General features: G+C 60.4%; 15 protein-coding genes. 10 read left to right on the top strand and 5 right to left on the bottom strand.

The features are described 5' to 3' along the window. The first annotated feature begins 7 nt into the window (after window positions 1–7). The 3 genes from ACP7E4_RS12285 (at window position 8) to ACP7E4_RS12275 (ending at window position 4,625) form a co-directional block, all read left to right on the top strand. Window positions 8–1,750: a PTS fructose-like transporter subunit IIB gene (locus ACP7E4_RS12285; RefSeq protein WP_426113633.1), complete on the top strand. Its 1,743-nt coding sequence runs from the start codon at window positions 8–10 to the stop codon at window positions 1,748–1,750. Window positions 1,751–1,930: 180 nt separating this feature from the next. Continuing rightward, a complete protein-coding gene (locus ACP7E4_RS12280; protein ID WP_426113635.1) occupies window positions 1,931–3,496 on the top strand; it encodes an alkaline phosphatase D family protein in 1,566 nt (521 codons plus the stop codon). A gap of 187 nt (window positions 3,497–3,683) precedes the next feature. Next, entirely contained in the window at window positions 3,684–4,625 is a 942-nt protein-coding gene (locus tag ACP7E4_RS12275) for an AEC family transporter (protein WP_426113637.1), read from the top strand. A gap of 3 nt (window positions 4,626–4,628) precedes the next feature. On the opposite strand, the gene ACP7E4_RS12270 is transcribed toward ACP7E4_RS12275, so the two are convergent. The 5 genes from ACP7E4_RS12270 to gatC form a co-directional block, all read right to left on the bottom strand. After that, window positions 4,629–5,681, bottom strand: a complete 1,053-nt coding sequence (locus ACP7E4_RS12270; RefSeq protein ID WP_426113941.1) for a calcium/sodium antiporter — start codon at window positions 5,679–5,681, stop codon at window positions 4,629–4,631. Between the two features lie 44 nt (window positions 5,682–5,725). After that, window positions 5,726–6,094, bottom strand: a complete 369-nt coding sequence (locus ACP7E4_RS12265; protein ID WP_426113639.1) for a septal ring lytic transglycosylase RlpA family protein — start codon at window positions 6,092–6,094, stop codon at window positions 5,726–5,728. A 132-nt stretch (window positions 6,095–6,226) separates the two neighbouring features. Beyond that, window positions 6,227–7,675, bottom strand: coding sequence for an Asp-tRNA(Asn)/Glu-tRNA(Gln) amidotransferase subunit GatB (gatB, locus tag ACP7E4_RS12260; protein ID WP_426113641.1), 1,449 nt, complete (start codon window positions 7,673–7,675; stop codon window positions 6,227–6,229). 12 nt (window positions 7,676–7,687) lie between these two features. Next, complete coding sequence (gene gatA, locus ACP7E4_RS12255; protein ID WP_426113643.1) at window positions 7,688–9,139, bottom strand: Asp-tRNA(Asn)/Glu-tRNA(Gln) amidotransferase subunit GatA; 1,452 nt, start codon at window positions 9,137–9,139, stop codon at window positions 7,688–7,690. Between the two features lie 15 nt (window positions 9,140–9,154). Further along, window positions 9,155–9,442, bottom strand: coding sequence for an Asp-tRNA(Asn)/Glu-tRNA(Gln) amidotransferase subunit GatC (gene gatC, locus ACP7E4_RS12250; protein ID WP_020292893.1), 288 nt, complete (start codon window positions 9,440–9,442; stop codon window positions 9,155–9,157). A 208-nt stretch (window positions 9,443–9,650) separates the two neighbouring features. On the opposite strand from gatC, the gene mreB reads away from it, so the two are divergent. From mreB to ACP7E4_RS12215, 7 genes are all read left to right on the top strand, one after another. Beyond that, the gene (gene mreB, locus ACP7E4_RS12245; protein ID WP_020292894.1) at window positions 9,651–10,688 is read left to right on the top strand and encodes a rod shape-determining protein MreB; all 1,038 of its coding nucleotides are present in this window, start codon (window positions 9,651–9,653) and stop codon (window positions 10,686–10,688) included. A gap of 168 nt (window positions 10,689–10,856) precedes the next feature. Then, complete coding sequence (gene mreC / locus ACP7E4_RS12240; RefSeq protein ID WP_426113943.1) at window positions 10,857–12,014, top strand: rod shape-determining protein MreC; 1,158 nt, start codon at window positions 10,857–10,859, stop codon at window positions 12,012–12,014. Further along, entirely contained in the window at window positions 12,007–12,498 is a 492-nt protein-coding gene (gene mreD / locus ACP7E4_RS12235; RefSeq protein ID WP_426113646.1) for a rod shape-determining protein MreD, read from the top strand. The genes mreC and mreD overlap by 8 nt, the downstream gene beginning before the upstream one ends. 66 nt (window positions 12,499–12,564) lie before the next feature. Beyond that, window positions 12,565–13,179, top strand: coding sequence for a Maf family protein (locus ACP7E4_RS12230; RefSeq protein WP_426113648.1), 615 nt, complete (start codon window positions 12,565–12,567; stop codon window positions 13,177–13,179). After that, window positions 13,176–14,633, top strand: a complete 1,458-nt coding sequence (gene rng, locus ACP7E4_RS12225; protein WP_426113650.1) for a ribonuclease G — start codon at window positions 13,176–13,178, stop codon at window positions 14,631–14,633. The genes ACP7E4_RS12230 and rng overlap by 4 nt, the downstream gene beginning before the upstream one ends. A 182-nt stretch (window positions 14,634–14,815) precedes the next feature. Beyond that, entirely contained in the window at window positions 14,816–18,628 is a 3,813-nt protein-coding gene (locus ACP7E4_RS12220) for a YhdP family protein (RefSeq protein WP_426113652.1), read from the top strand. Window positions 18,629–18,673: 45 nt separating this feature from the next. Continuing rightward, window positions 18,674–19,525, top strand: coding sequence for a carbon-nitrogen hydrolase family protein (locus ACP7E4_RS12215; protein ID WP_426113654.1), 852 nt, complete (start codon window positions 18,674–18,676; stop codon window positions 19,523–19,525). The last annotated feature ends 1 nt before the right edge of the window (window position 19,526 follow it).

Below are 19,526 nucleotides of genomic sequence, written 5' to 3'. Positions count from 1 at the left end.
ATTTGTGATGAAGTTAGCCATTGTGACGGCCTGCCCGAACGGCAAGGTCAGCAGCGTCCTCAGCGCCCGTTTGCTGGATGCCGCTGCGCAGCGTCAGGGTTGGAGCACCAGCGTCGAGGTCCATGATCCACGCGATCCTGGCCAGCAATTGTCGGCTCAGCAAATCGAAGCCGCCGACTGGGTGTTGGTGGTCAACACCGGCGCCATCGACCTCAATCGTTTCGTCGGCAAGCGTGTGTTTCAGGACACGCCAGCCCACGCGTTGCAGGATGTCGACGGCTTTCTGCGCCGTGCGTCCGAGCAGGCCAAGGTGCATGTCGCCTCTGAGGTGAAGCCGACAGCCGCTGCGCCGGTTTCCAGCAGCGTGCCGCGCATTGTGGCGGTAACGGCCTGTCCAACCGGGGTTGCGCATACGTTCATGGCCGCCGAAGCCATTCAACAAGCGGCCAGGCGCCTGGGTTATGAGTTGCAGGTCGAAACCCAGGGCTCGGTGGGCGCACGCAATCCGCTTGGTGATCAGGTGATTGCCGATGCCGACGTGGTGTTGCTGGCCGCCGACATCGAGGTCAATACCGAGCGCTTTGCCGGCAAGCGGATTTATCGCTGCGGCACGGGTATCGCCCTCAAACAAGCCGAAGCGACCCTGAAAAAGGCCTTGGCCGAAGGACAGGTTGAATCCACCGCTGGCTCGACCAAAGCCCCGGCCAAGCAGGAAAAAACCGGCGTCTACAAGCATTTGCTGACCGGCGTTTCGTACATGCTGCCGATGGTGGTCGCCGGTGGTCTGTTGATTGCCCTGTCGTTCGTATTCGGGATTACCGCGTTCAAGGAGCAAGGCACCCTGGCGGCGGCCTTGATGCAGATTGGCGGCGACGCAGCGTTCAAATTGATGGTGCCGTTGCTGGCCGGGTACATCGCTTACTCCATCGCCGACCGTCCGGGCCTTGCGCCGGGGATGATCGGCGGATTGCTGGCGAGCACGCTGGGCGCGGGTTTCATCGGCGGGATCGCGGCCGGGTTCATTGCCGGTTACAGCGCCTGGGCGGTCAACCGTTATGCGCGTTTGCCGGCCAGCGTCGAAGCGCTCAAGCCGATTCTGATCATCCCGTTGCTGTCGAGCCTGTTCACCGGGCTGGTGATGATTTACGTGGTCGGCAAACCGGTGGCGGGGCTGCTGGAAAGCCTCACGCAGTTCCTCGACAGCATGGGCACCACCAACGCGATTCTGCTCGGCGTGGTGCTCGGCGCCATGATGTGCGTCGATCTGGGCGGGCCGATCAACAAGGCGTCCTACGCGTTTTCGGTGGGCCTGCTGGCCTCGCAGAGCTACGCGCCGATGGCTGCGGCCATGGCGGCGGGCATGGTGCCACCGATTGGCATGGGCATCGCCAGCTTCATCGCCCGTCGCAAGTTTGCGCAAAGTGAGCGCGAAGCGGGCAAGGCGGCGTTTGTGCTGGGTTTGTGTTTCATCTCCGAAGGCGCGATTCCCTTCGCCGCCAAAGATCCGTTGCGGGTGATTCCGGCCAGTATCGCCGGTGGCGCGTTGACCGGCGCGCTGTCGATGTATTTCGGCTGCAAACTGATGGCGCCTCACGGCGGTTTGTTCGTGATGCTGATCCCCAACGCGATCAACCACGCGTTGCTGTATCTGCTGGCGATTGTTGCGGGCAGTCTGCTGACGGGCGTGGCGTATGCGCTGCTCAAAAGGCCGGAAGTGGTGGAGATGGAGGTTGTGCCGGCTGGCGCCTGAGCCGGGAATCTGTGGGACCGGCTTTAGCCGGGAAGGCGGCATTCCTGACAACAAAAATACTGCGAATGCACTGGACTCTTCCCGGATAAATCCGGTCCCACAAAAAACTTCGCTGTCACATTCACCCAACATTGCCCTGCTAGCTTTGCCCTTTTGGCTAAATCACCAACGGGGCCCACCATGACTCAGTTCGATCTCACGCGTCGTCGCATCATCCAGGTCGCAGGCGCGGGTTTGTTGCTGCCGGGCCTCGCTCCGGCGGTCATCGCGGCGGTTCAGGATCGTCCGAAAATCACCGATGGTGTGCAGTCCGGCGACTTGCTGGGCGACCGGGCCGTGGTCTGGAGCCGCAGCGACCGGCCTTCGCGGATGGTCGTCGAGTGGGACACGCGCAGCATGTTCACCAATCCCCGGCGCGTGGTTTCCGCCTTGGCTGATCAACGCACCGACTTCACGGCACGTGTTGAACTCAGCGAACTGCCCAGCGATCAGGCGATTTTCTATCGGGTGCAATTCGAAGACGCCCAGTCCGGCGTCACCAGCGAACCCTGGTTCGGTCACTTGCGCAGCGCGCCACAACAGCGCCGGGATTTGCGCTTCGTCTGGAGCGGCGATACGGTCGGGCAAGGCTTTGGCATCAATCCGGACATCGGCGGCATGCGCATCTACGAAGCCATGCGTCTGCGTCTGCCGGACTTCTTCATTCACAGCGGCGACACCATCTATGCCGATGGCCCGGTTCCGGCGCAAGTCGTCACGGAAGGCGGACGCATCTGGCGCAACATCACCACCGAAGCGAAAAGCAAGGTCGCGGAAACCCTCGATGAATATCGCGGCGCTTACCGCTACAACCTGCTGGACGACAACCTGCGGCGCTTCAATGCCGAAGTGCCGCAGATCTGGCAATGGGACGATCACGAAGTCACCAACAACTGGTCGCCGAGCAAGCAACTGGATGATCGCTACAAGGAAAAGGATATTCGGCTGTTGGCCACGCGCGGTCGTCAGGCGTTTCTTGAGTACGCACCGATGCGCTTGCAGCAGGCCGACAACGGTGGTCGCATCTATCGCAAGCTCAGCTATGGCCCGCTGCTGGATGTGTTCGTGCTGGATATGCGCAGCTATCGCGGTGGCAACGACGCCAACCTGGACGAGAAGCCGGGACCGAACACGGCGTTCCTTGGGCGTCAGCAACTGGATTGGCTCAAGGTCGAGCTCAAGACTTCCGGCGCGCAATGGAAGGTGATTGCCGCCGATATGCCGATCGGCCTCGGCGTGCCGGATGGCGAGGTGAGTCCGGGCGTCGGGCGTTGGGAAGCCATTGCCAATGGCAACGACGGCCCGGCAGTCGGGCGCGAACTGGAAGTCGCCGAGCTGCTTGGCTTTCTGCGTGCGCAAAAGGTCCGCGATTGCGTGTGGCTGACCGCCGATGTGCATTACTGCGCGGCGCACCACTATCAGCCGGACCGGGCGGTGTTTCAGGATTTCGACCCGTTCTGGGAGTTCGTCGCCGGACCGTTGAACGCAGGCAGCTTCGGGCCCAATCCACTGGACAAGACCTTTGGCCCCGAGCTGGTCTTTCAGAAAGCCCCGCCCGCGCAGAACACCTCGCCCTTCGCAGGATTTCAGTTTTTTGGCGAAGTGAACATCGACGGCCAGAGCGCCGAGCTGACCGTGACGTTGCGCGATCTGGACGGGGTTTCGGTGTTCGAGAAGAAGCTGGTGCCTGCCGCTGAAGTGGCCTGAAACGGTGGGAGCGAGCTTGCTCGCGAAGAGTCCGGTCCATCCAAAGCTTCTTGGTGAGGCTGTGGAAGTCTTCGCAAGCAAGCTTGCTCCCACAAATACCGGGAAACCGTCATGCGCAATTCCCTGTAACACTCACGTCATCGGTGGCTTATCATTAGCTACCTAACGACGGGACAGGGTTCTGGGCATGCTTTCCATTTTTCTCGAAACCCTGAACATCACTGCGCCGGTGTTCGCCATGTTGTTCCTGGGCGTGATTCTCAAGCGCATCGGCTGGATTGATGACGGCTTCATCATGACGGCATCAAGCCTGGTGTTTAACGTCACCATGCCGGCCTTGCTGTTCCTGGGGATCATCCATGCGGACCTGCATGCGGCCTTGCAGCCATCGCTGCTGATATTTTTCACCGCCGCCACGCTGTTCGGCTTTGCGTTTTCCTGGGGCTGGGCTATTTGGCGAGTGCCGCTGGTGGAGCGCGGCATCTTCGTGCAAGGCGCGTTTCGGGGCAATAACGGCGTCATCGGCCTCGCGCTGGCGGCCAGCATGTACGGCGATTACGGCATTTCGCTGGGGGCGATCCTCGCGGCGCTGGTGATTCTGTTCTACAACACGCTGTCGACCATCGTGCTGGCGGTGTACAGCCCGGTGATCAAATCCGATCCCTGGAGCGTGTTCAAAAGCGTGCTGTGCAATCCGCTGATCATCAGCGTGCTGTTGGCCTCGCCGTTCGCTTATTTCAAGATTGGCTTGCCGCACTGGTTCGAAACGTCGGGTAATTACCTGGCGCAGATGACCTTGCCGCTGGCGTTGATCTGCATCGGCGGCACGCTGTCGCTGACGTCACTGCGCAAAAGTGGCAGCCTGGCGGTCAGCGCCAGCATGATGAAAATGGTCACGCTGCCAGTGATTTGTACACTGGCGGCCTGGCTGTGCGGCTTTCGCGGTGCGGAACTGGGGATTCTCTTCCTGTACTTCGGCAGCCCCACCGCAGCAGCCAGTTACGTCATGGCCCGTGCCGCCAATGGCAATCACGAGCTGGCGGCAGCGATCATCGTCATCACCACGCTGGCAGCGGCGGTGACGACCAATATCGGCATCTTTATTTTGCAGTGGGGCGGCTGGATCTAGCGTCTAGTGCTGGCGTCGCCACGCTTTGATCGTGCTGTACGCCACGAAGACCGCCAGCACGGGAAGGACGAAGCGCAGCATTAGGCTTTCAAGCGTATCGGCCAGCGGCATGCCGGTGGTGAACGACACGATATGCAGCCCGTAGGCCAGGTACAACGCCAGCAACAGCAGGCCTTCGAAGCGCGTGATGCGATAGCCCGAATAGAACAGCGGCAGGCACAAGGCTGCAACGCCGAGCATTACCGGCAGATCGAAATCCAGCGCATTGGGCGACACCGACAGCGGCACTGGCGTGAGCAGTGCAGTGACCCCGAGAACCCCAAGCAGATTGAACAGGTAACTGCCGATCACGTTGCCCACGGCGATGTCACGCTCGCCGCGAAACGCGGCCATCAATGAGGTGGTCAGCGCCGGTAGCGAGGTGCTCACCGCGATCACCGTCAAGCCGATGATGCGCTCGGACAAACCCAGGTCGAGGGCGATGACCACTGACGCGGCCACCAGCAGATGGCTGCCAAACACCAGCAACGCAATGCCGCAGACCAATGCCGTCATGCGCAGCAGAATTGGCCAGGCCTTGGGCGTGCGACCTTTGCTGGCTGACTGCCGGTAAGCAAAGCCCTGGCCGGACTGGCGCAGCACGATCAACAGATAGGTCAGCAATCCCAACAGCAGCGTCACGCCGTCGATCACGCCCAGCTCGCCGTTCAACGACAGGACGAAGACCACGGCGCTGGCGGCGACCATCATGGGGATTTCCAGGCGCACCAGTTGCCGGGTGACGCGCAATGGAATGATCAGCGCGCATAAGCCCAGTGTAACCAGCACATTGAAAATATTGCCACCCACCACACTGCCCACGGCGATGTCCGGGCTGGAAGTGAAGGCGGCTTGCAGGCCCACCGCCATTTGCGGCGCGCTGCTGCCCAGGGCGACAAAGGTCAGGCCGATGAACAGCGGCCGGATGCCAAGGGTGGTGGCGAGGCTGACGGCGGCGCGCACCGACAGCTCTGCGCCGATGATCAGCAGCACAAGGCCGCTGATCCATTGGATCAGGCTCGGTAGCGGCAGGGTTGAGAGCTGAAGAATTCCGGGCGTCCTTATTCGAGGGCTTGCACGCGGACCTGAGCGGTTCCGCTGCGCAGCATACCCAGTTGTGCAGCCGCTGCGCGTGACAAATCGATCAATCGGCCACGGGTATGCGGACCGCGATCATTGATGCGCACCACGACGGATCGGTCATTGTTGAGGTTGGTAACTCTTACGCGAGTGCCGAATGGCAACCGCCGATGTGCTGCGGTCAGTGAGTTCTGATCGAAGCGCTCGCCACTGGCCGTGCGACTGCCGTGATGTTGCGAGCCGTAATACGAAGCGCCGCCGGTTTCATCGTAACCGTGAGGATCGATAAGCCCCGTCGCGCAACCGGTGAGCAGGAGGAACAGGGTGCAAGAGGCCGGAAGCCGCAGCATGGTTTGGTCCTTGGAGGAGGGAGCCAACACAAACCTGTGGGAGCAAGCTTGCTTGCGAAGACAATGTATCAGGCATAAAAAAATGCGCCGTTTACACGTATTCGCGAGCAAGCTCGCTCCCACTGGCTGTGATCAGCCTTCCAGCTTCTTCTTCAGCAGTTCATTGACCTGCTGCGGGTTGGCCTTGCCTTTGGAGGCTTTCATGGCCTGGCCGACGAAGAAACCAAACATCTTGCCGCGCTTGGCTTCGTCCGCTGCCCGATAATCCACGACCTGCTGCGCATTGGCGGCGAGCATCTCGTCGAGCATCGATTCAATGGCGCCGCTGTCCGTGACCTGTTTCAGGCCGCGGGTTTCGATGACTTGATCCGCAGTGCCTTCGCCGTTGGCCATGCCTTCGAAGACCATCTTGGCGATCTTGCCCGAGATAGTGTTGTCGGTGATGCGCAACAGCATGCCGCCCAGTTGCTCGGCGCTGACCGGGGACTGTTCGATTTCCAGGCCAAGCTTGTTCAACAGGCTGCCCAGTTCGACCATGACCCAGTTGGCCGCCAGTTTGGCGTCGCCACCGATGCTGACCACTTGCTCGAAGTAGTCGGCTTGCTCGCGGCTCGAAGCCAGCACGCTGGCGTCGTAGGCCGACAGACCAAACTGTGCCTGGAAACGCTCGCGTTTTTGCGGCGGCAATTCCGGCAGCGTGGCGCGGGTTTCTTCGATGAACGAGTCTTCGATGATCACCGGCAGCAGGTCAGGATCGGGGAAGTAACGGTAATCGTTGGCTTCCTCTTTGCTGCGCATGGCGCGGGTTTCGTCTTTGTTCGGATCGTACAGGCGGGTCTGCTGGATGACCTTGCCGCCGTCTTCGATCAGATCGATCTGACGCTGGATTTCGCTGTTGATCGCCTTCTCGATGAAACGGAACGAGTTGACGTTCTTGATCTCGCAGCGAGTGCCGAACTCGACCTGGCCTTTTGGACGAATCGACACGTTGCAGTCGCAGCGCAGCGAGCCTTCGGCCATGTTGCCGTCGCAGATGCCCAGGTAGCGGACCAGCGCGTGCATGGCTTTGACATACGCCACCGCTTCCTTGGCCGAACGCATGTCCGGGTCGGAAACGATTTCCAGCAGCGGGGTGCCGGCGCGGTTGAGGTCGATGCCGGTCATGCCGCTGAAGTCTTCGTGCAGGCTTTTGCCGGCGTCCTCTTCAAGGTGCGCGCGGGTAATGCCGACGCGCTTGACGGTGCCGTCTTCAAGGGTGATGTCCAGGTGGCCCTTGCCGACGATCGGCAGCTCCATCTGGCTGATCTGATAACCCTTGGGCAGATCCGGATAAAAGTAGTTCTTGCGGGCGAACACGTTGTGCTTGCCGATTTCGGCATCCACCGCCAGGCCGAACTTGACGGCCATGCGCACGGCTTCTTTATTGAGCACCGGCAAGACACCCGGCATGCCCAGGTCGACCAGGCTGGCTTGAGTGTTGGGCTCGGAGCCAAACGTGATTGAGCTACCGGAGAAAATCTTCGATTGGGTCGAAAGCTGGGTGTGAATCTCCAGCCCGATGACAACTTCCCATTGCGACATGTGTGTTTCTCCTTAGAAGCCTGTCGGCGCGCGCAAATGCCAGTCGGTGACTTGCTGGTATTGATGGGCAACGTTGAGCAGGCGGCCTTCCTGGAAGTACGGGGCAAGCAACTGCACGCCGACCGGCAAACCTTCGACAAAACCCGCCGGCATGGACAAGCCCGGCAGACCCGCGAGGTTGGCGGTGATGGTGTAGAAGTCTTCCAGGTACTCGGAAATCGGATCGTTGTTCTTCGCGCCGATTTTCCAGGCCGGGTTAGGCGTGGTTGGGCCGAGAATCACGTCGACTTCGGTGAAGGCGCTCATGAAGTCGTTCTTGATCAGGCGACGGATCTTCTGCGCTTGCAGGTAATACGCGTCGTAATAACCAGCGGACAGTGCGTACGCACCGACCAGAATCCGGCGCTGCACTTCCGGGCCGAAACCCTCGGCGCGGGAGCGCTTGTACAGATCGGTCAGGTCTTTCGGGTCTTCGCAGCGATAGCCGAAACGCACTCCGTCGAAACGCGACAGGTTGGACGAGGCTTCAGCGGGCGCGATTACGTAATAGGCCGGGATGCCGTGTTGCAGGTTCGGCAGACTGACTTCCTTGACCACGGCGCCGAGTTTTTCCAGCTCCTTGACGCTTTCCAGAACCAGCTCTGCGATACGCGGGTCGAGACCTGCACCGAAGTATTCTTTCGGGATACCGATGCGCAAGCCTTTGAGCGACTGATTGAGGCTGGCGCTGTAATCGGGCACAGGCTCGTCAATGCTGGTGGAATCCTGCGGGTCGAAACCGGCCATGCCTTGCAGCAGCAGCGCGCAGTCTTCGGCCGAGCGGGCCAGTGGGCCGGCCTGATCGAGGCTCGACGCATAAGCGATCATGCCCCAGCGGGAAACCCGACCGTACGTCGGTTTCAGGCCGGTGAGGTTGGTCAGCGCGGCGGGCTGGCGAATCGAGCCGCCGGTGTCGGTGCCGGTTGCAGCGGGCAGGAATCGGGCAGCAACAGCTGCAGCCGAACCACCGGACGAACCGCCGGGCACGTGTTCGAGGTTCCACGGGTTTTTCACCGCGCCATAGTGGCTCGACTCGTTGGCCGAACCCATGGCGAATTCGTCCATGTTGGTCTTGCCAAGGGTCACGGTGCCCGCTGCTGCCAGTTTGGCAACCACGGTGGCGTCGTAGGGCGCCTTGAAGTTGTCGAGCATCTTCGACGCGCAGCTGGTGCGGATGCCTTTGGTGCAGAACAAATCCTTGTGGGCCAGCGGAGCGCCGAGCAACGGATTATTTTCACCGGCGGCGCGACGTGCGTCAGCGGCCTGCGCCTGGGTGATGGCCAGGTCTTCGGTGAGGGTAATGAAGCTGTTGATCTGCGGGTCGAGCTGCGCGATGCGCGAGAGCAGGACGCGGGTCAATTCTTCAGAAGAAAACTTTTTTTCGGCGAGTCCGCGGGCGATCTCGGCCAGAGTCATTTGATGCATTGCAGGCTCATTCCCTTACTCGATGACTTTCGGAACCAGATAAAGGCCGTGTTCGACCGCTGGTGCGATGGCTTGGTAAGTCTCGCGATGATTTTGCTCGGTAACAACGTCTTCGCGCAGGCGTTGCGACGCTTCCAGCGGGTGCGCCAGCGGCTCGATACCGGTCGTATCGACCGCTTGCATCTGATCAACCAGCGCAAGAATATTATTTAATGCTTCGGTAGTACGCGGGATATCGGCGTCATTCAGGCCAAGTCGGGCCAGATGAGCGATCTTTTCCACGTCAGAGCGATCAAGCGCCATGGGGTTCTCCAGTGGAATGCTTACGAAATGGATCCGTGTGTTAGATTGGCGAACACTATCGCATTTCTACGGTCATAAGGCCGCGAACGTCTAGGGTCATGCTCGGAAAAGCCGCTAATTTAGCATATTGGCTCCTTGCCCAAAATCCCTGTCGTTGTTAGAGTTTGCCGCACTTTTTTACCCACGCGTTCCCTAGGGTCCCTTTCCCATGTTCAAGAAACTGCGTGGCATGTTTTCCAGCGATCTGTCTATCGACCTGGGCACTGCCAACACCCTTATTTACGTGCGTGAGCGCGGTATCGTTCTGAATGAACCATCAGTTGTGGCCATTCGGACCCACGGAAACCAGAAAAGCGTCGTTGCTGTCGGGATGGAAGCCAAGCGCATGCTCGGCCGGACTCCTGGCAACATCGCAGCCATTCGCCCTATGAAAGACGGCGTGATCGCCGATTTCAGCGTGTGCGAAAAGATGCTGCAGTACTTTATCAACAAGGTTCACGAAAACAGTTTTCTGCAGCCAAGCCCTCGGGTGCTGATTTGCGTTCCATGCAAATCCACCCAGGTTGAGCGTCGCGCCATTCGCGAATCGGCGCTCGGTGCCGGTGCTCGTGAAGTATTTTTGATCGAAGAGCCAATGGCTGCTGCTATCGGTGCCGGTCTGCCGGTTGAAGAAGCACGCGGTTCGATGGTTGTCGATATCGGTGGTGGTACCACTGAAATCGCCCTGATCTCCCTGAACGGTGTGGTTTACGCCGAATCCGTACGGGTTGGCGGCGACCGTTTCGACGAAGCGATCATCACCTATGTTCGTCGTAACTACGGCAGCCTGATCGGTGAATCGACTGCCGAACGCATCAAGCAGGAAATTGGTACCGCCTATCCGGGCGGCGAAGTGCGTGAAGTCGACGTACGCGGCCGCAACCTGGCCGAAGGCGTTCCACGTGCCTTCACACTGAATTCCAACGAAGTGCTCGAAGCGTTGCAGGAATCCCTGGCGACCATCGTTCAGGCCGTGAAAAGCGCCCTGGAACAATCGCCGCCGGAACTGGCTTCGGACATCGCCGAGCGCGGTCTGGTATTGACCGGTGGTGGCGCCTTGCTGCGCGACCTGGACAAACTGCTGGCCCAGGAAACCGGTTTGCCGGTGATCGTTGCCGAAGACCCGTTGACCTGTGTAGCGCGTGGCGGTGGCCGTGCGCTGGAAATGATGGATAAGCACACCATGGATCTGCTTTCCAGCGAGTGATTGCTGGCAGCACTTCAGGCAGCCTTATGTTTACAGGTAGCGCTTTGGCTACCTGTATGCGTTAGGCTGACGCCGAAATCCGGTGTTCACTTTCTCATCTGTCCAGGCCGGTTCAATGCCGCATGAATAAGCACAGCCAATTGAAATCTTGCCCTGGAGGAGCGGCCTATTAAACCGCTTTTCACAAAAGGCCCGTCGCTGGGCGTGCGCCTGCTGGTGCTGGTCGTGTTATCGGTAGCGCTGATGGTGGTCGATGCCCGGTTTACCGTGCTCAAACCGCTGCGTAGCCAGATGTCGCTGGTCCTGATGCAGTCCTACTGGGTAGTCGATTTGCCGCAACGCCTGTATCAAGGCGTCGCCAGCCAGTTTGGCAGTCGCACCGAACTGCTCGCCGAAAATGAAAAACTCAAGACCGAGGCTTTGCTTCTGCAAGGGCGCCTGCAAAAACTGGCAGCCCTGACCGAGCAGAACGTGCGTCTGCGCGAGTTGCTCAATTCCTCGGCGCTGGTCAACGAAAAAGTCGAAGTCGCCGAGCTGATCGGCATGGACCCGAACCCGTTTACCCATCGAATCATCATCAACAAAGGCGAGCGCGATGGCGTGGTCCTCGGCCAGCCGGTGCTCGATGCCCGTGGCCTGATGGGGCAAGTCGTCGAACTGATGCCGTACACCTCTCGCGTCCTGTTGCTGACCGACACCACCCACAGCATTCCCGTGCAGGTCAACCGTAACGGCCTGCGCGCGATTGCCAGCGGCACCGGTAATCCGGAGCGCCTGGAACTGCGGCACGTGGCAGACACGGCGGATATCAAGGAAGGCGATCTGTTGGTGAGTTCTGGCCTCGGCCAGCGTTTCCCGGCCGGTTATCCAGTGGCGACGGTCAAGGAAGTGATTCACGATTCCGGCCAGCCGTTTGCCATTGTTCGTGCCGTGCCGACCGCTGCCTTGAATCGCAGTCGTTACCTGCTGCTGGTGTTCTCCGACGGGCGTTCGCCGGAAGAGCGCGCCGCCGAAGCCGCCCAGGCTCAGGAGTCCGCCGAAAAAGCTGCCGAGCCTGCAGCCACCCAGGGTTCCGGGACCACAGCTCCCGCTGCCACTGCACCAGTCAAACCGGGCGCCGCTCCAGCCGCGACCACGCCAGTGAAGCCAGGCACTGCTGCGCCGACGCATTCGCCGACAACTCCTGCGACTACCGCACCGAAGCCGGCCAGCAAACCCGCCAGCAAGCCGCCGGCCAAGCCTGCCTCAACGCCGGCTACCCCTCCTGCCGTTACAAAACCACCGGCTGCCGCGCCCGCCGCCACTCGGGAGAGAATCGATGGTTAGTCATGCTCCGGCCCGCAATGGGTGGGTCGTCTGGCTCACTTTCGCGATTGGCCTGCTGCTCAGCGTTTCGCCGCTGCCGCAATTCATGGAAATCTTCCGGCCGTTGTGGCTGGCGCTGCTGCTGACCTTCTGGATCCTGGCGCTGCCCCATAAAATCGGCATGACCACCGCCTGGATGCTGGGCATGATGGAAGACGTCTTGTACGGCACGCTGCTCGGTCAGAATGCATTGATCCTGAGCCTGATTGCCTTTCTGGTGATGACCTTGCATCAACGCCTGCGAATGTTCCCCATCTGGCAGCAATGTCTGGTTCTCCTGGTCGTGTTCGGTCTCGCGCAACTGGCGCAATTGTGGCTCAGCGCCCTGACCGGCAATCGCCAGCCGACGCTTGCTTTGGTGCTGCCAGCCTTGGTCAGCGCTCTGTTGTGGCCTTGGGTCAGTTATGGCCTGCGCGGGTTGCGCAAGCGTTTGAGAATCAACTAACGAGCCATTGGGCGAACGCGGTTGTATCAGGATGGCGTTCACCATCATCGACACGGAGATGTCCTCATGCCCCAGCTTCATCTGGCTTCTGGCTCACCGCGCCGCCGTGAATTACTCACTCAGATCGGCGTGCCCTTTACTGTGCTCAGCGCGCAGATCGACGAAACCCCATTCCCCAACGAGTCGGCCGTGGCCTATGTCGAGCGTCTGGCGCGGGGCAAGGCCGAGGCCGGGCTTGCACAGCTGAGCGATGATGGTTTGGCTGACGATGGCGCTTGCGTCATGGGCGCCGACACCGCCGTAGTGCTCGATGGCCAGATTCTCGGCAAGCCGGTGGACGAAGCCGATGCGCTGGCCATGCTGGGGGCGCTGTCCGGGCGCGAGCATGAAGTGCTTACGTCCATAGCGGTGCTCGACCGGCAACGCTGCGAAACCCGAACCGTCAGCAGCCGCGTACGTTTTCGCAGCATCGCGACACATGAAGCAAAAGCTTACTGGGCCAGCGGCGAACCTCGGGACAAGGCTGGCAGCTATGCTATCCAGGGTCTGGCGGCGATCTTCGTCGAGGGCTTGCAAGGCAGTTATTCCGCTGTGGTTGGGCTGCCGCTGTGCGAAACCGCAGAACTGCTTGGCCGTTTCGGCATACCCTGTTGGCAATGCCTGGAAGGTGACAAGTCATGAGTGAAGAGATCCTGATCAACATCACGCCGATGGAGTCGCGCGTGGCGGTGGTGGAAAACGGTGTTCTGCAGGAGGTCCACGTCGAGCGGACCCAGCGTCGCGGCATCGTCGGCAATATCTACAAAGGCAAGGTCGTGCGGGTATTGCCCGGTATGCAAGCCGCATTCATCGATATCGGCCTGGACCGGGCAGCGTTCATTCACGCCTCGGAAATATCCATGCGCGAAGGCCCGTCCGTGGAGAGCATCAGCTCGCTGGTCCACGAAGGTCAGAGTCTTGTGGTGCAGGTCACCAAGGACCCGATTGGCAGCAAAGGCGCGCGTCTGACCACGCAGTTGTCGATCCCTTCGCGGTATCTGGTGTACATGCCGCGCACGGCCCACGTCGGCATTTCCCTGAAGATCGAGGATGAAGCCGAACGCGAGCGACTCAAAAAAGTCGTGACCGATTGCGTTGCCCTCGAAGGTATCAAGGAAGCGGGCGGGTTCATTCTGCGCACAGCTGCCGAAGGTGCCGGTGCCGACGAAATCCTCATGGATATTCGCTACCTGCGCAGGCTTTGGGACCAGATCGGCGAGCAGATCAAGTCCGCCTCGACACCCAGCGTGATCTACGAAGATCTCGGCCTGGCGCTGCGCACCTTGCGCGATCTGGTCAGCCCGCGCATCGAGAAAATTCGTATCGACTCGCGGGAAACTTTCCAGAAGACCACGCAATTCGTTGCCGAACTGATGCCGGAAATCGCTGATCGCCTGGAACACTATCCGGGTGAACGGCCGATTTTCGATCTGTACGGTGTCGAGGATGAAATCCAGAAGGCCCTGGAGCGCAAGGTCCCGCTCAAGTCCGGCGGCTATCTGGTGATCGATCCGGCCGAGGCCATGAGCACCATCGACGTCAATACCGGTGCGTTCGTCGGCCATCGCAACCTCGAAGAAACCATTTTCAAGACCAACCTGGAAGCGGCAACCGCGATTGCCCGCCAGCTGCGCCTGCGTAATCTGGGCGGCATCATCATTATCGATTTCATCGACATGGAAGACGGCGAGCACCAACGCCAGGTTCTGCGTACGCTGGAAAAACAGCTTGAACGGGATCACGCCAAGACCAATATCATCGGCATTACCGAGCTGGGTCTGGTGCAAATGACCCGCAAGCGCACCCGGGAAAGTCTCGAACAGGTTTTGTGTGAACCGTGCAGCAGTTGTCAGGGTCGTGGCAAGCTGAAGACCCCGGAAACCGTCTGCTACGAAATCTTCCGCGAGATCCTGCGCGAAGCGCGGGCCTATCAGGCGGTGGGTTATCGGGTGCTGGCCAACCAGCGTGTCGTGGATCGACTGCTCGATGAAGAGTCGGGAAACGTCGCGGAACTGGAAGGCTTCATTGGCCGTACCATTCGTTTTCAAGTAGAAACCATGTATTCCCAGGAACAATACGACGTGGTGTTGCTCTGACCTTGCACGTAGTGAACATGTATCGAGAACAGTGCCTCAGGGCCAGTGGCAAGGACGCCCTAATAACGAGAATTATGCGTGGCAAATGAGCAAAACCCGGACGTACTCGCACCTGCACGATTGAGCCGGGCCCATTTCACGCAAGCTGAACTTTGCGGACCCCGGCGCGGAGGCTCTTGGACATGGAGCGTCTGACACGTTTTTTTGCCACCCTGACGCGTTGGGGGCTGATGCTGTGCGCGCTGGTTCTGGTGCTGGCGGCGCTTTACGTCAGTGTTGGCCGTCAACTCACGCCGCTGATCTCCGAATACCGCGCTGAAGTCGAGAGCAAGGCTCGCGCCGCGCTGGGCATGCCGTTGGCAATCGGCAGGCTGGAAGGCAGCTGGAGTGGTTTTGCGCCCATTTTCGTCGCTCACGATGTGATGCTGGGCGAGGGTGCGGCTACGGTTCGCCTGGATCAGATCCGCGCGGTGCCTGACTTGTGGGCGAGCCTGCTGGCCCGGGAAGTACGCATCGCGCATCTTGAAGTCAACGGCCTGCAAGTGAGCTTGAAACAGGATCAGGATGGGCGCTGGGCGCTGCAGGGTTTGCCGGTCAGCAATGACAAGCCGTTCGATCCGCAACAGGTCCTGACCCAGATGCAGATGGTGTCGCGTCTGTCGTTGCTCAATAGTCAGATTACCTTGCAGCCGTTCGGACAGGCGCCACTCACGCTGACTTACGTGAACCTCAGCCTCGCCACCGGCAGTTATCACCAGCGTCTCGATGCGCGGCTGACGTTGCCGGACGGCCAGCCCGTGGCCCTGAACCTGCGTTCGCGCATTCAGGCCGACAAATGGCAACAAGGCGAGGCCGATGTTTATCTGAGCTTGCCGCAGAGCGAATGGGCGCAATGGCTGCCGAAAACCCTGACCCGTGAGTGGAAAGTCTCCACCCTCAAGGCGGGCGGCGAATTCTGGTTGAGCTGGGGCAAGGGTACGATTCAGAGCGCGGTGGCGCGGCTCAACGCTCCGCAGGTCAAGGCAGGCTACGCCGAACGCAAGGCTTCGACGATCAACAATCTGGCCCTCAATGCCTGGTTCAAACGCAATGAAACAGGTTTCGACGTGACCCTGGGTTCCCTCGCCATGGACCTCGGTGCCAAGCGCTGGGAAAGCCGGATTCAGCTCAACCAACAGGCGGCCGCGGCCGACAAGGAAGAACTCTGGCATGTTCAGGCCGATCGTCTGGACCTGACGCCGGTCACGCCGTTGATTGATTCACTGGCGCCGCTGCCGGACAAGCTGATGGTCGTCATCGACAGCCTCAAGGTCACCGGCGGTCTGCGCAACGTATTGCTGGATTTCCGCCCGCAAGCCACCGGCGACAAACGCCTGAGCTTCGCCGCCAATCTGGACAAGGTCGGTTTCAACGCCTACCACGGCGCACCCGCCGCCGGGAATGTCAGCGGCGCGATCAGCGGCGATCTCGGTCAGGGCGAACTGCGGCTGGCCAGCGAAGATTTCATGCTGCATCTGGACCCGATCTTCGCCAAACCCTGGACCTACCCGAAAGCCAATGCGCGTCTGACCTGGCGTCTGGATGAGCAAGCGTTCACGTTAATTGCGCCGTACATCAAGGTGCTCGGCGACGAAGGCAAGATTGCGGCGGATTTCCTGATTCGCATACATCTGGATCACAGCCAGGAAGATTACATGGACCTGCGGGTCGGTATGGTCGATGGCGACGGCAGCTATACCAGCAAATACCTGCCGGCGGTCCTCAGCCCTGCGCTGGACGAATGGCTGCGCACGGCGATTCTGGCTGGCAAGGTCGACCAGGGTTTCTTTCAGTATCAAGGCTCTCTGAACAAGGGCGCGCCAGACACCGCGCGGGTGATCAGCCTGTTCTTCAAAGTGCGTGACGCGACCCTGGCGTTCCAGCCGGGCTGGCCGCAGCTGACCGGCGTCAACGGCAAGGTCTACGTGGAAAACAGCGGCGTGCGCATCAAGGCCAGCAAAGGCCAGTTGCTCAATACCCAGGTCAGCAACGTGTTGGTGAATATCCCGCATGTGCCAGCCGGGCAGGACAGTCATTTGCTGGTGGACGGTGACTTTGCCGGTGGTCTGGCTGATGGCGTGAAGATTCTCCAGGAAGCGCCCATCGGTACCGCCAGCACTTTTGCCGGCTGGCAAGGCGAGGGCCCGCTGCAAGGCAAGCTGAAGCTGGATATTCCGCTGGTCAAAGGCCAGGAGCCGAAGATCGCGGTGGATTTCAGTACCGACGGGGCGCGGCTGAAACTTAGCGATCCAGTCCTGGAACTGACTCGGCTCAAGGGTGAATTTCGTTTTGACAACGCCAAGGGCCTGAGCGGCAAGGGCGTGCGGGCGCAAGCCTTTGATCGTCCGGTGACGGCGGAAATCGCTGCCGAGGGCAAACCGGGGGCAAACATTACCCGAGTGGTCGCCAATGGCCAGATCACGCTGCCCAAACTTACCGAATGGCTGGGCGTGACCCAGGCGCTGCCGGTGTCGGGCGATCTGCCGTATCAGCTGCAACTGACGCTGGGCAATGACAGCCAGTTGAAGATCAATTCCAGCCTCAAAGGCGTGGTTATCGATTTGCCGGCACCGTTCGGCAAAGCCGCCGATGAAAGCCGTGACAGCGAATTTCGCATGACCTTGCAAGGCGCCGAGCGCCGTTATGGCTTCGCCTACGCGAACCTCGCCAATCTGGCGTTTGCCTCTCCCGTGGGGAAACTGGCGGACGGGCGCGGTGAATTGTTCCTCGGCAACGGCGGCGCCATCGTTCCCGATGCCAAGGGGCTGCGCGTGCGCGGTTCTCTGTCGGAACTGGATGTGGCGCCATGGCAAGCGGTTGTCGAACGTTACGCTGGCAATGATCCGGGCGGCAGCGCCAAACAGTTGGTTAACAATGTGGACCTGCAAATCGGCAAGCTCACGGCCATGGGCACCACCCTCGATCAAGCCAGTGTCCAGCTCAAGCGCAGCGACACCGCGTGGGGGTTGTCGCTGGACAGTCAACTGATCAAGGGCGGCGCGAGCATTCCCGATGCGAAAACTGCGCCCATCGGTATTGACCTGCTTTACGTGCGTCTGCCCGCTGCTGATCCGAATGCCGCAGTCATCGAAAACGCGCCGGACCCATTGGCCGATGTCGACCCGACCAGGATTCCAGCGATGAATATCAAGATCACCCAGGTGTTTCAGGGTGAGCAGCTGGTCGGCGCGTGGTCGCTGAAAACCCGGCCGACCGCCACCGGCATCCGCTTCCTGGATATGGACATGGGCCTCAAAGGCATGCTGTTGCAAGGCGAGGGCGTCTGGGAAGGCGCGCCGGGTTCCAGCAGCAGTTGGTACAAAGGCCGTCTGGATGGCAAGAATCTCGCCGACGTCCTCAAAGGCTGGGGATTTGCGCCAACGGTCACCAGTGAAGATTTCGAATTGAACGTTGATGGCCGCTGGCCCGGCTCTCCGGCGTGGGTCGCCCTCAAGCGCTTCTCCGGCAGCCTGGACGCAACCTTGCGCAGCGGCCAGTTCGTCGAAGTCGAAGGTGGCGCCGCAGCGCTGCGGGTCTTCGGTCTGCTTAACTTCAACTCCATTGGTCGTCGTTTGCGTCTGGATTTCTCGGATTTGCTCGGCAAAGGCCTGAGCTACGACCGGGTCAAAGGGTTGCTGGTGTCCAGTGATGGCGTCTACGTGACGCGCAAGCCGATCACCTTGACCGGGCCTTCAAGCAACCTGGAGCTGGACGGCACACTGGACATGGTCAAGGACCGGGTCGACGCCAAGCTGTTGGTGACCTTGCCGGTGACCAACAATCTGCCGATTGCAGCGCTGATCGTCGGCGCTCCGGCCATTGGCGGCGCGCTGTTCCTGGTGGACAAGCTGCTGGGTGACCGGGTCGCGCGGTTTGCCAGTGTGCAGTACAAGGTCGAAGGGCCGTGGAAAGAACCGAAGATCACCTTCGACAAGCCTTTTGAGAAACCTCAATAACACGCCATGGAGTACAGTGGTGGCCTGTCATCAGCGGAGTGCGCCATGTCTTTTGCCGTGATTCAAATGGTCAGTCAGAGCGATGTCCTGGGCAATCTGGACCAGGCGCGCCGCTTGCTGGAGCAGGCTGCGGCATCCGGCGCACGGCTTGCGGTATTACCGGAAAACTTCGCTGCCATGGGCCGTCGCGACGTCGCCGATATCGGTCGCGCCGAGGCTCAAGGACAAGGTCCTATCCTGCCATGGTTGAAACTGGCCGCTCGCGACCTCAACTTATGGATAGTTTCCGGCACTTTGCCGCTGCCGCCCGGTGATCAGCCGAACGGCAAAGTCACCGCCTGCTCGCTGTTGATCGATGAGCACGGCGAACAGGTGGCGCGTTACGACAAGCTGCACCTGTTCGATGTGGACGTGGCGGACAATCGGGGTCGTTATCGGGAATCGGATGACTACGCTCATGGCAATAACGTGGTGGTTGTCGACACGCCCGTGGGTCGGCTGGGTTTGAGCGTCTGTTATGACCTGCGCTTCCCTGAGCTGTACAGCGCCTTGCGTGAAGCGGGCGCCGAATTGATTACCGCACCGTCGGCCTTCACCGCCGTTACCGGTGCGGCGCATTGGGACATTTTGATTCGTGCGCGAGCCATTGAAACCCAGTGTTATCTGCTGGCGGCCGCGCAAGGCGGGGTTCATCCGGGACCTCGGGAAACTTATGGGCACGCCGCGATCGTCGACCCCTGGGGTCGAGTGCTGGCCGAGCAGGCGCAGGGTGAAGCGGTGCTGCTGGGCGAACGCGACATTGATGAACAGGCGTCCATACGGGCGCGGATGCCGGTGTCCAGTCACCGGCGCTTTTTTTCGCAGGACGCATTGCGGCCTGTGCAGACCTCGGAGTGAA

It is taken from the genome of Pseudomonas sp. DSP3-2-3 (assembly GCF_049898225.1).
In the GTDB taxonomy this organism is placed as follows: Bacteria; Pseudomonadota; Gammaproteobacteria; order Pseudomonadales; family Pseudomonadaceae; genus Aquipseudomonas.
This window is presented reverse-complemented; position numbering and strand designations above follow the sequence as displayed.

Excerpts from the sequence above, each read along its gene's own strand:
- ACP7E4_RS12265 (WP_426113639.1), bottom strand. The coding sequence starts at position 6,094 with ATGCTGCGGCTTCCGGCCTCTTGCACCCTGTTCCTCCTGCTCACCGGT.
- rng (WP_426113650.1), top strand. The coding sequence starts at position 13,176 with ATGAGTGAAGAGATCCTGATCAACATCACGCCGATGGAGTCGCGCGTG.
- ACP7E4_RS12215 (WP_426113654.1), top strand. The coding sequence starts at position 18,674 with ATGTCTTTTGCCGTGATTCAAATGGTCAGTCAGAGCGATGTCCTGGGC.
- ACP7E4_RS12285 (WP_426113633.1), top strand. The coding sequence starts at position 8 with ATGAAGTTAGCCATTGTGACGGCCTGCCCGAACGGCAAGGTCAGCAGC.
- ACP7E4_RS12230 (WP_426113648.1), top strand. The coding sequence starts at position 12,565 with ATGCCCCAGCTTCATCTGGCTTCTGGCTCACCGCGCCGCCGTGAATTA.
- gatA (WP_426113643.1), bottom strand. The coding sequence starts at position 9,139 with ATGCATCAAATGACTCTGGCCGAGATCGCCCGCGGACTCGCCGAAAAA.
- mreD (WP_426113646.1), top strand. The coding sequence starts at position 12,007 with ATGGTTAGTCATGCTCCGGCCCGCAATGGGTGGGTCGTCTGGCTCACT.
- mreB (WP_020292894.1), top strand. The coding sequence starts at position 9,651 with ATGTTCAAGAAACTGCGTGGCATGTTTTCCAGCGATCTGTCTATCGAC.
- gatC (WP_020292893.1), bottom strand. The coding sequence starts at position 9,442 with ATGGCGCTTGATCGCTCTGACGTGGAAAAGATCGCTCATCTGGCCCGA.
- ACP7E4_RS12220 (WP_426113652.1), top strand. The coding sequence starts at position 14,816 with ATGGAGCGTCTGACACGTTTTTTTGCCACCCTGACGCGTTGGGGGCTG.
- ACP7E4_RS12280 (WP_426113635.1), top strand. The coding sequence starts at position 1,931 with ATGACTCAGTTCGATCTCACGCGTCGTCGCATCATCCAGGTCGCAGGC.
- ACP7E4_RS12275 (WP_426113637.1), top strand. The coding sequence starts at position 3,684 with ATGCTTTCCATTTTTCTCGAAACCCTGAACATCACTGCGCCGGTGTTC.
- gatB (WP_426113641.1), bottom strand. The coding sequence starts at position 7,675 with ATGTCGCAATGGGAAGTTGTCATCGGGCTGGAGATTCACACCCAGCTT.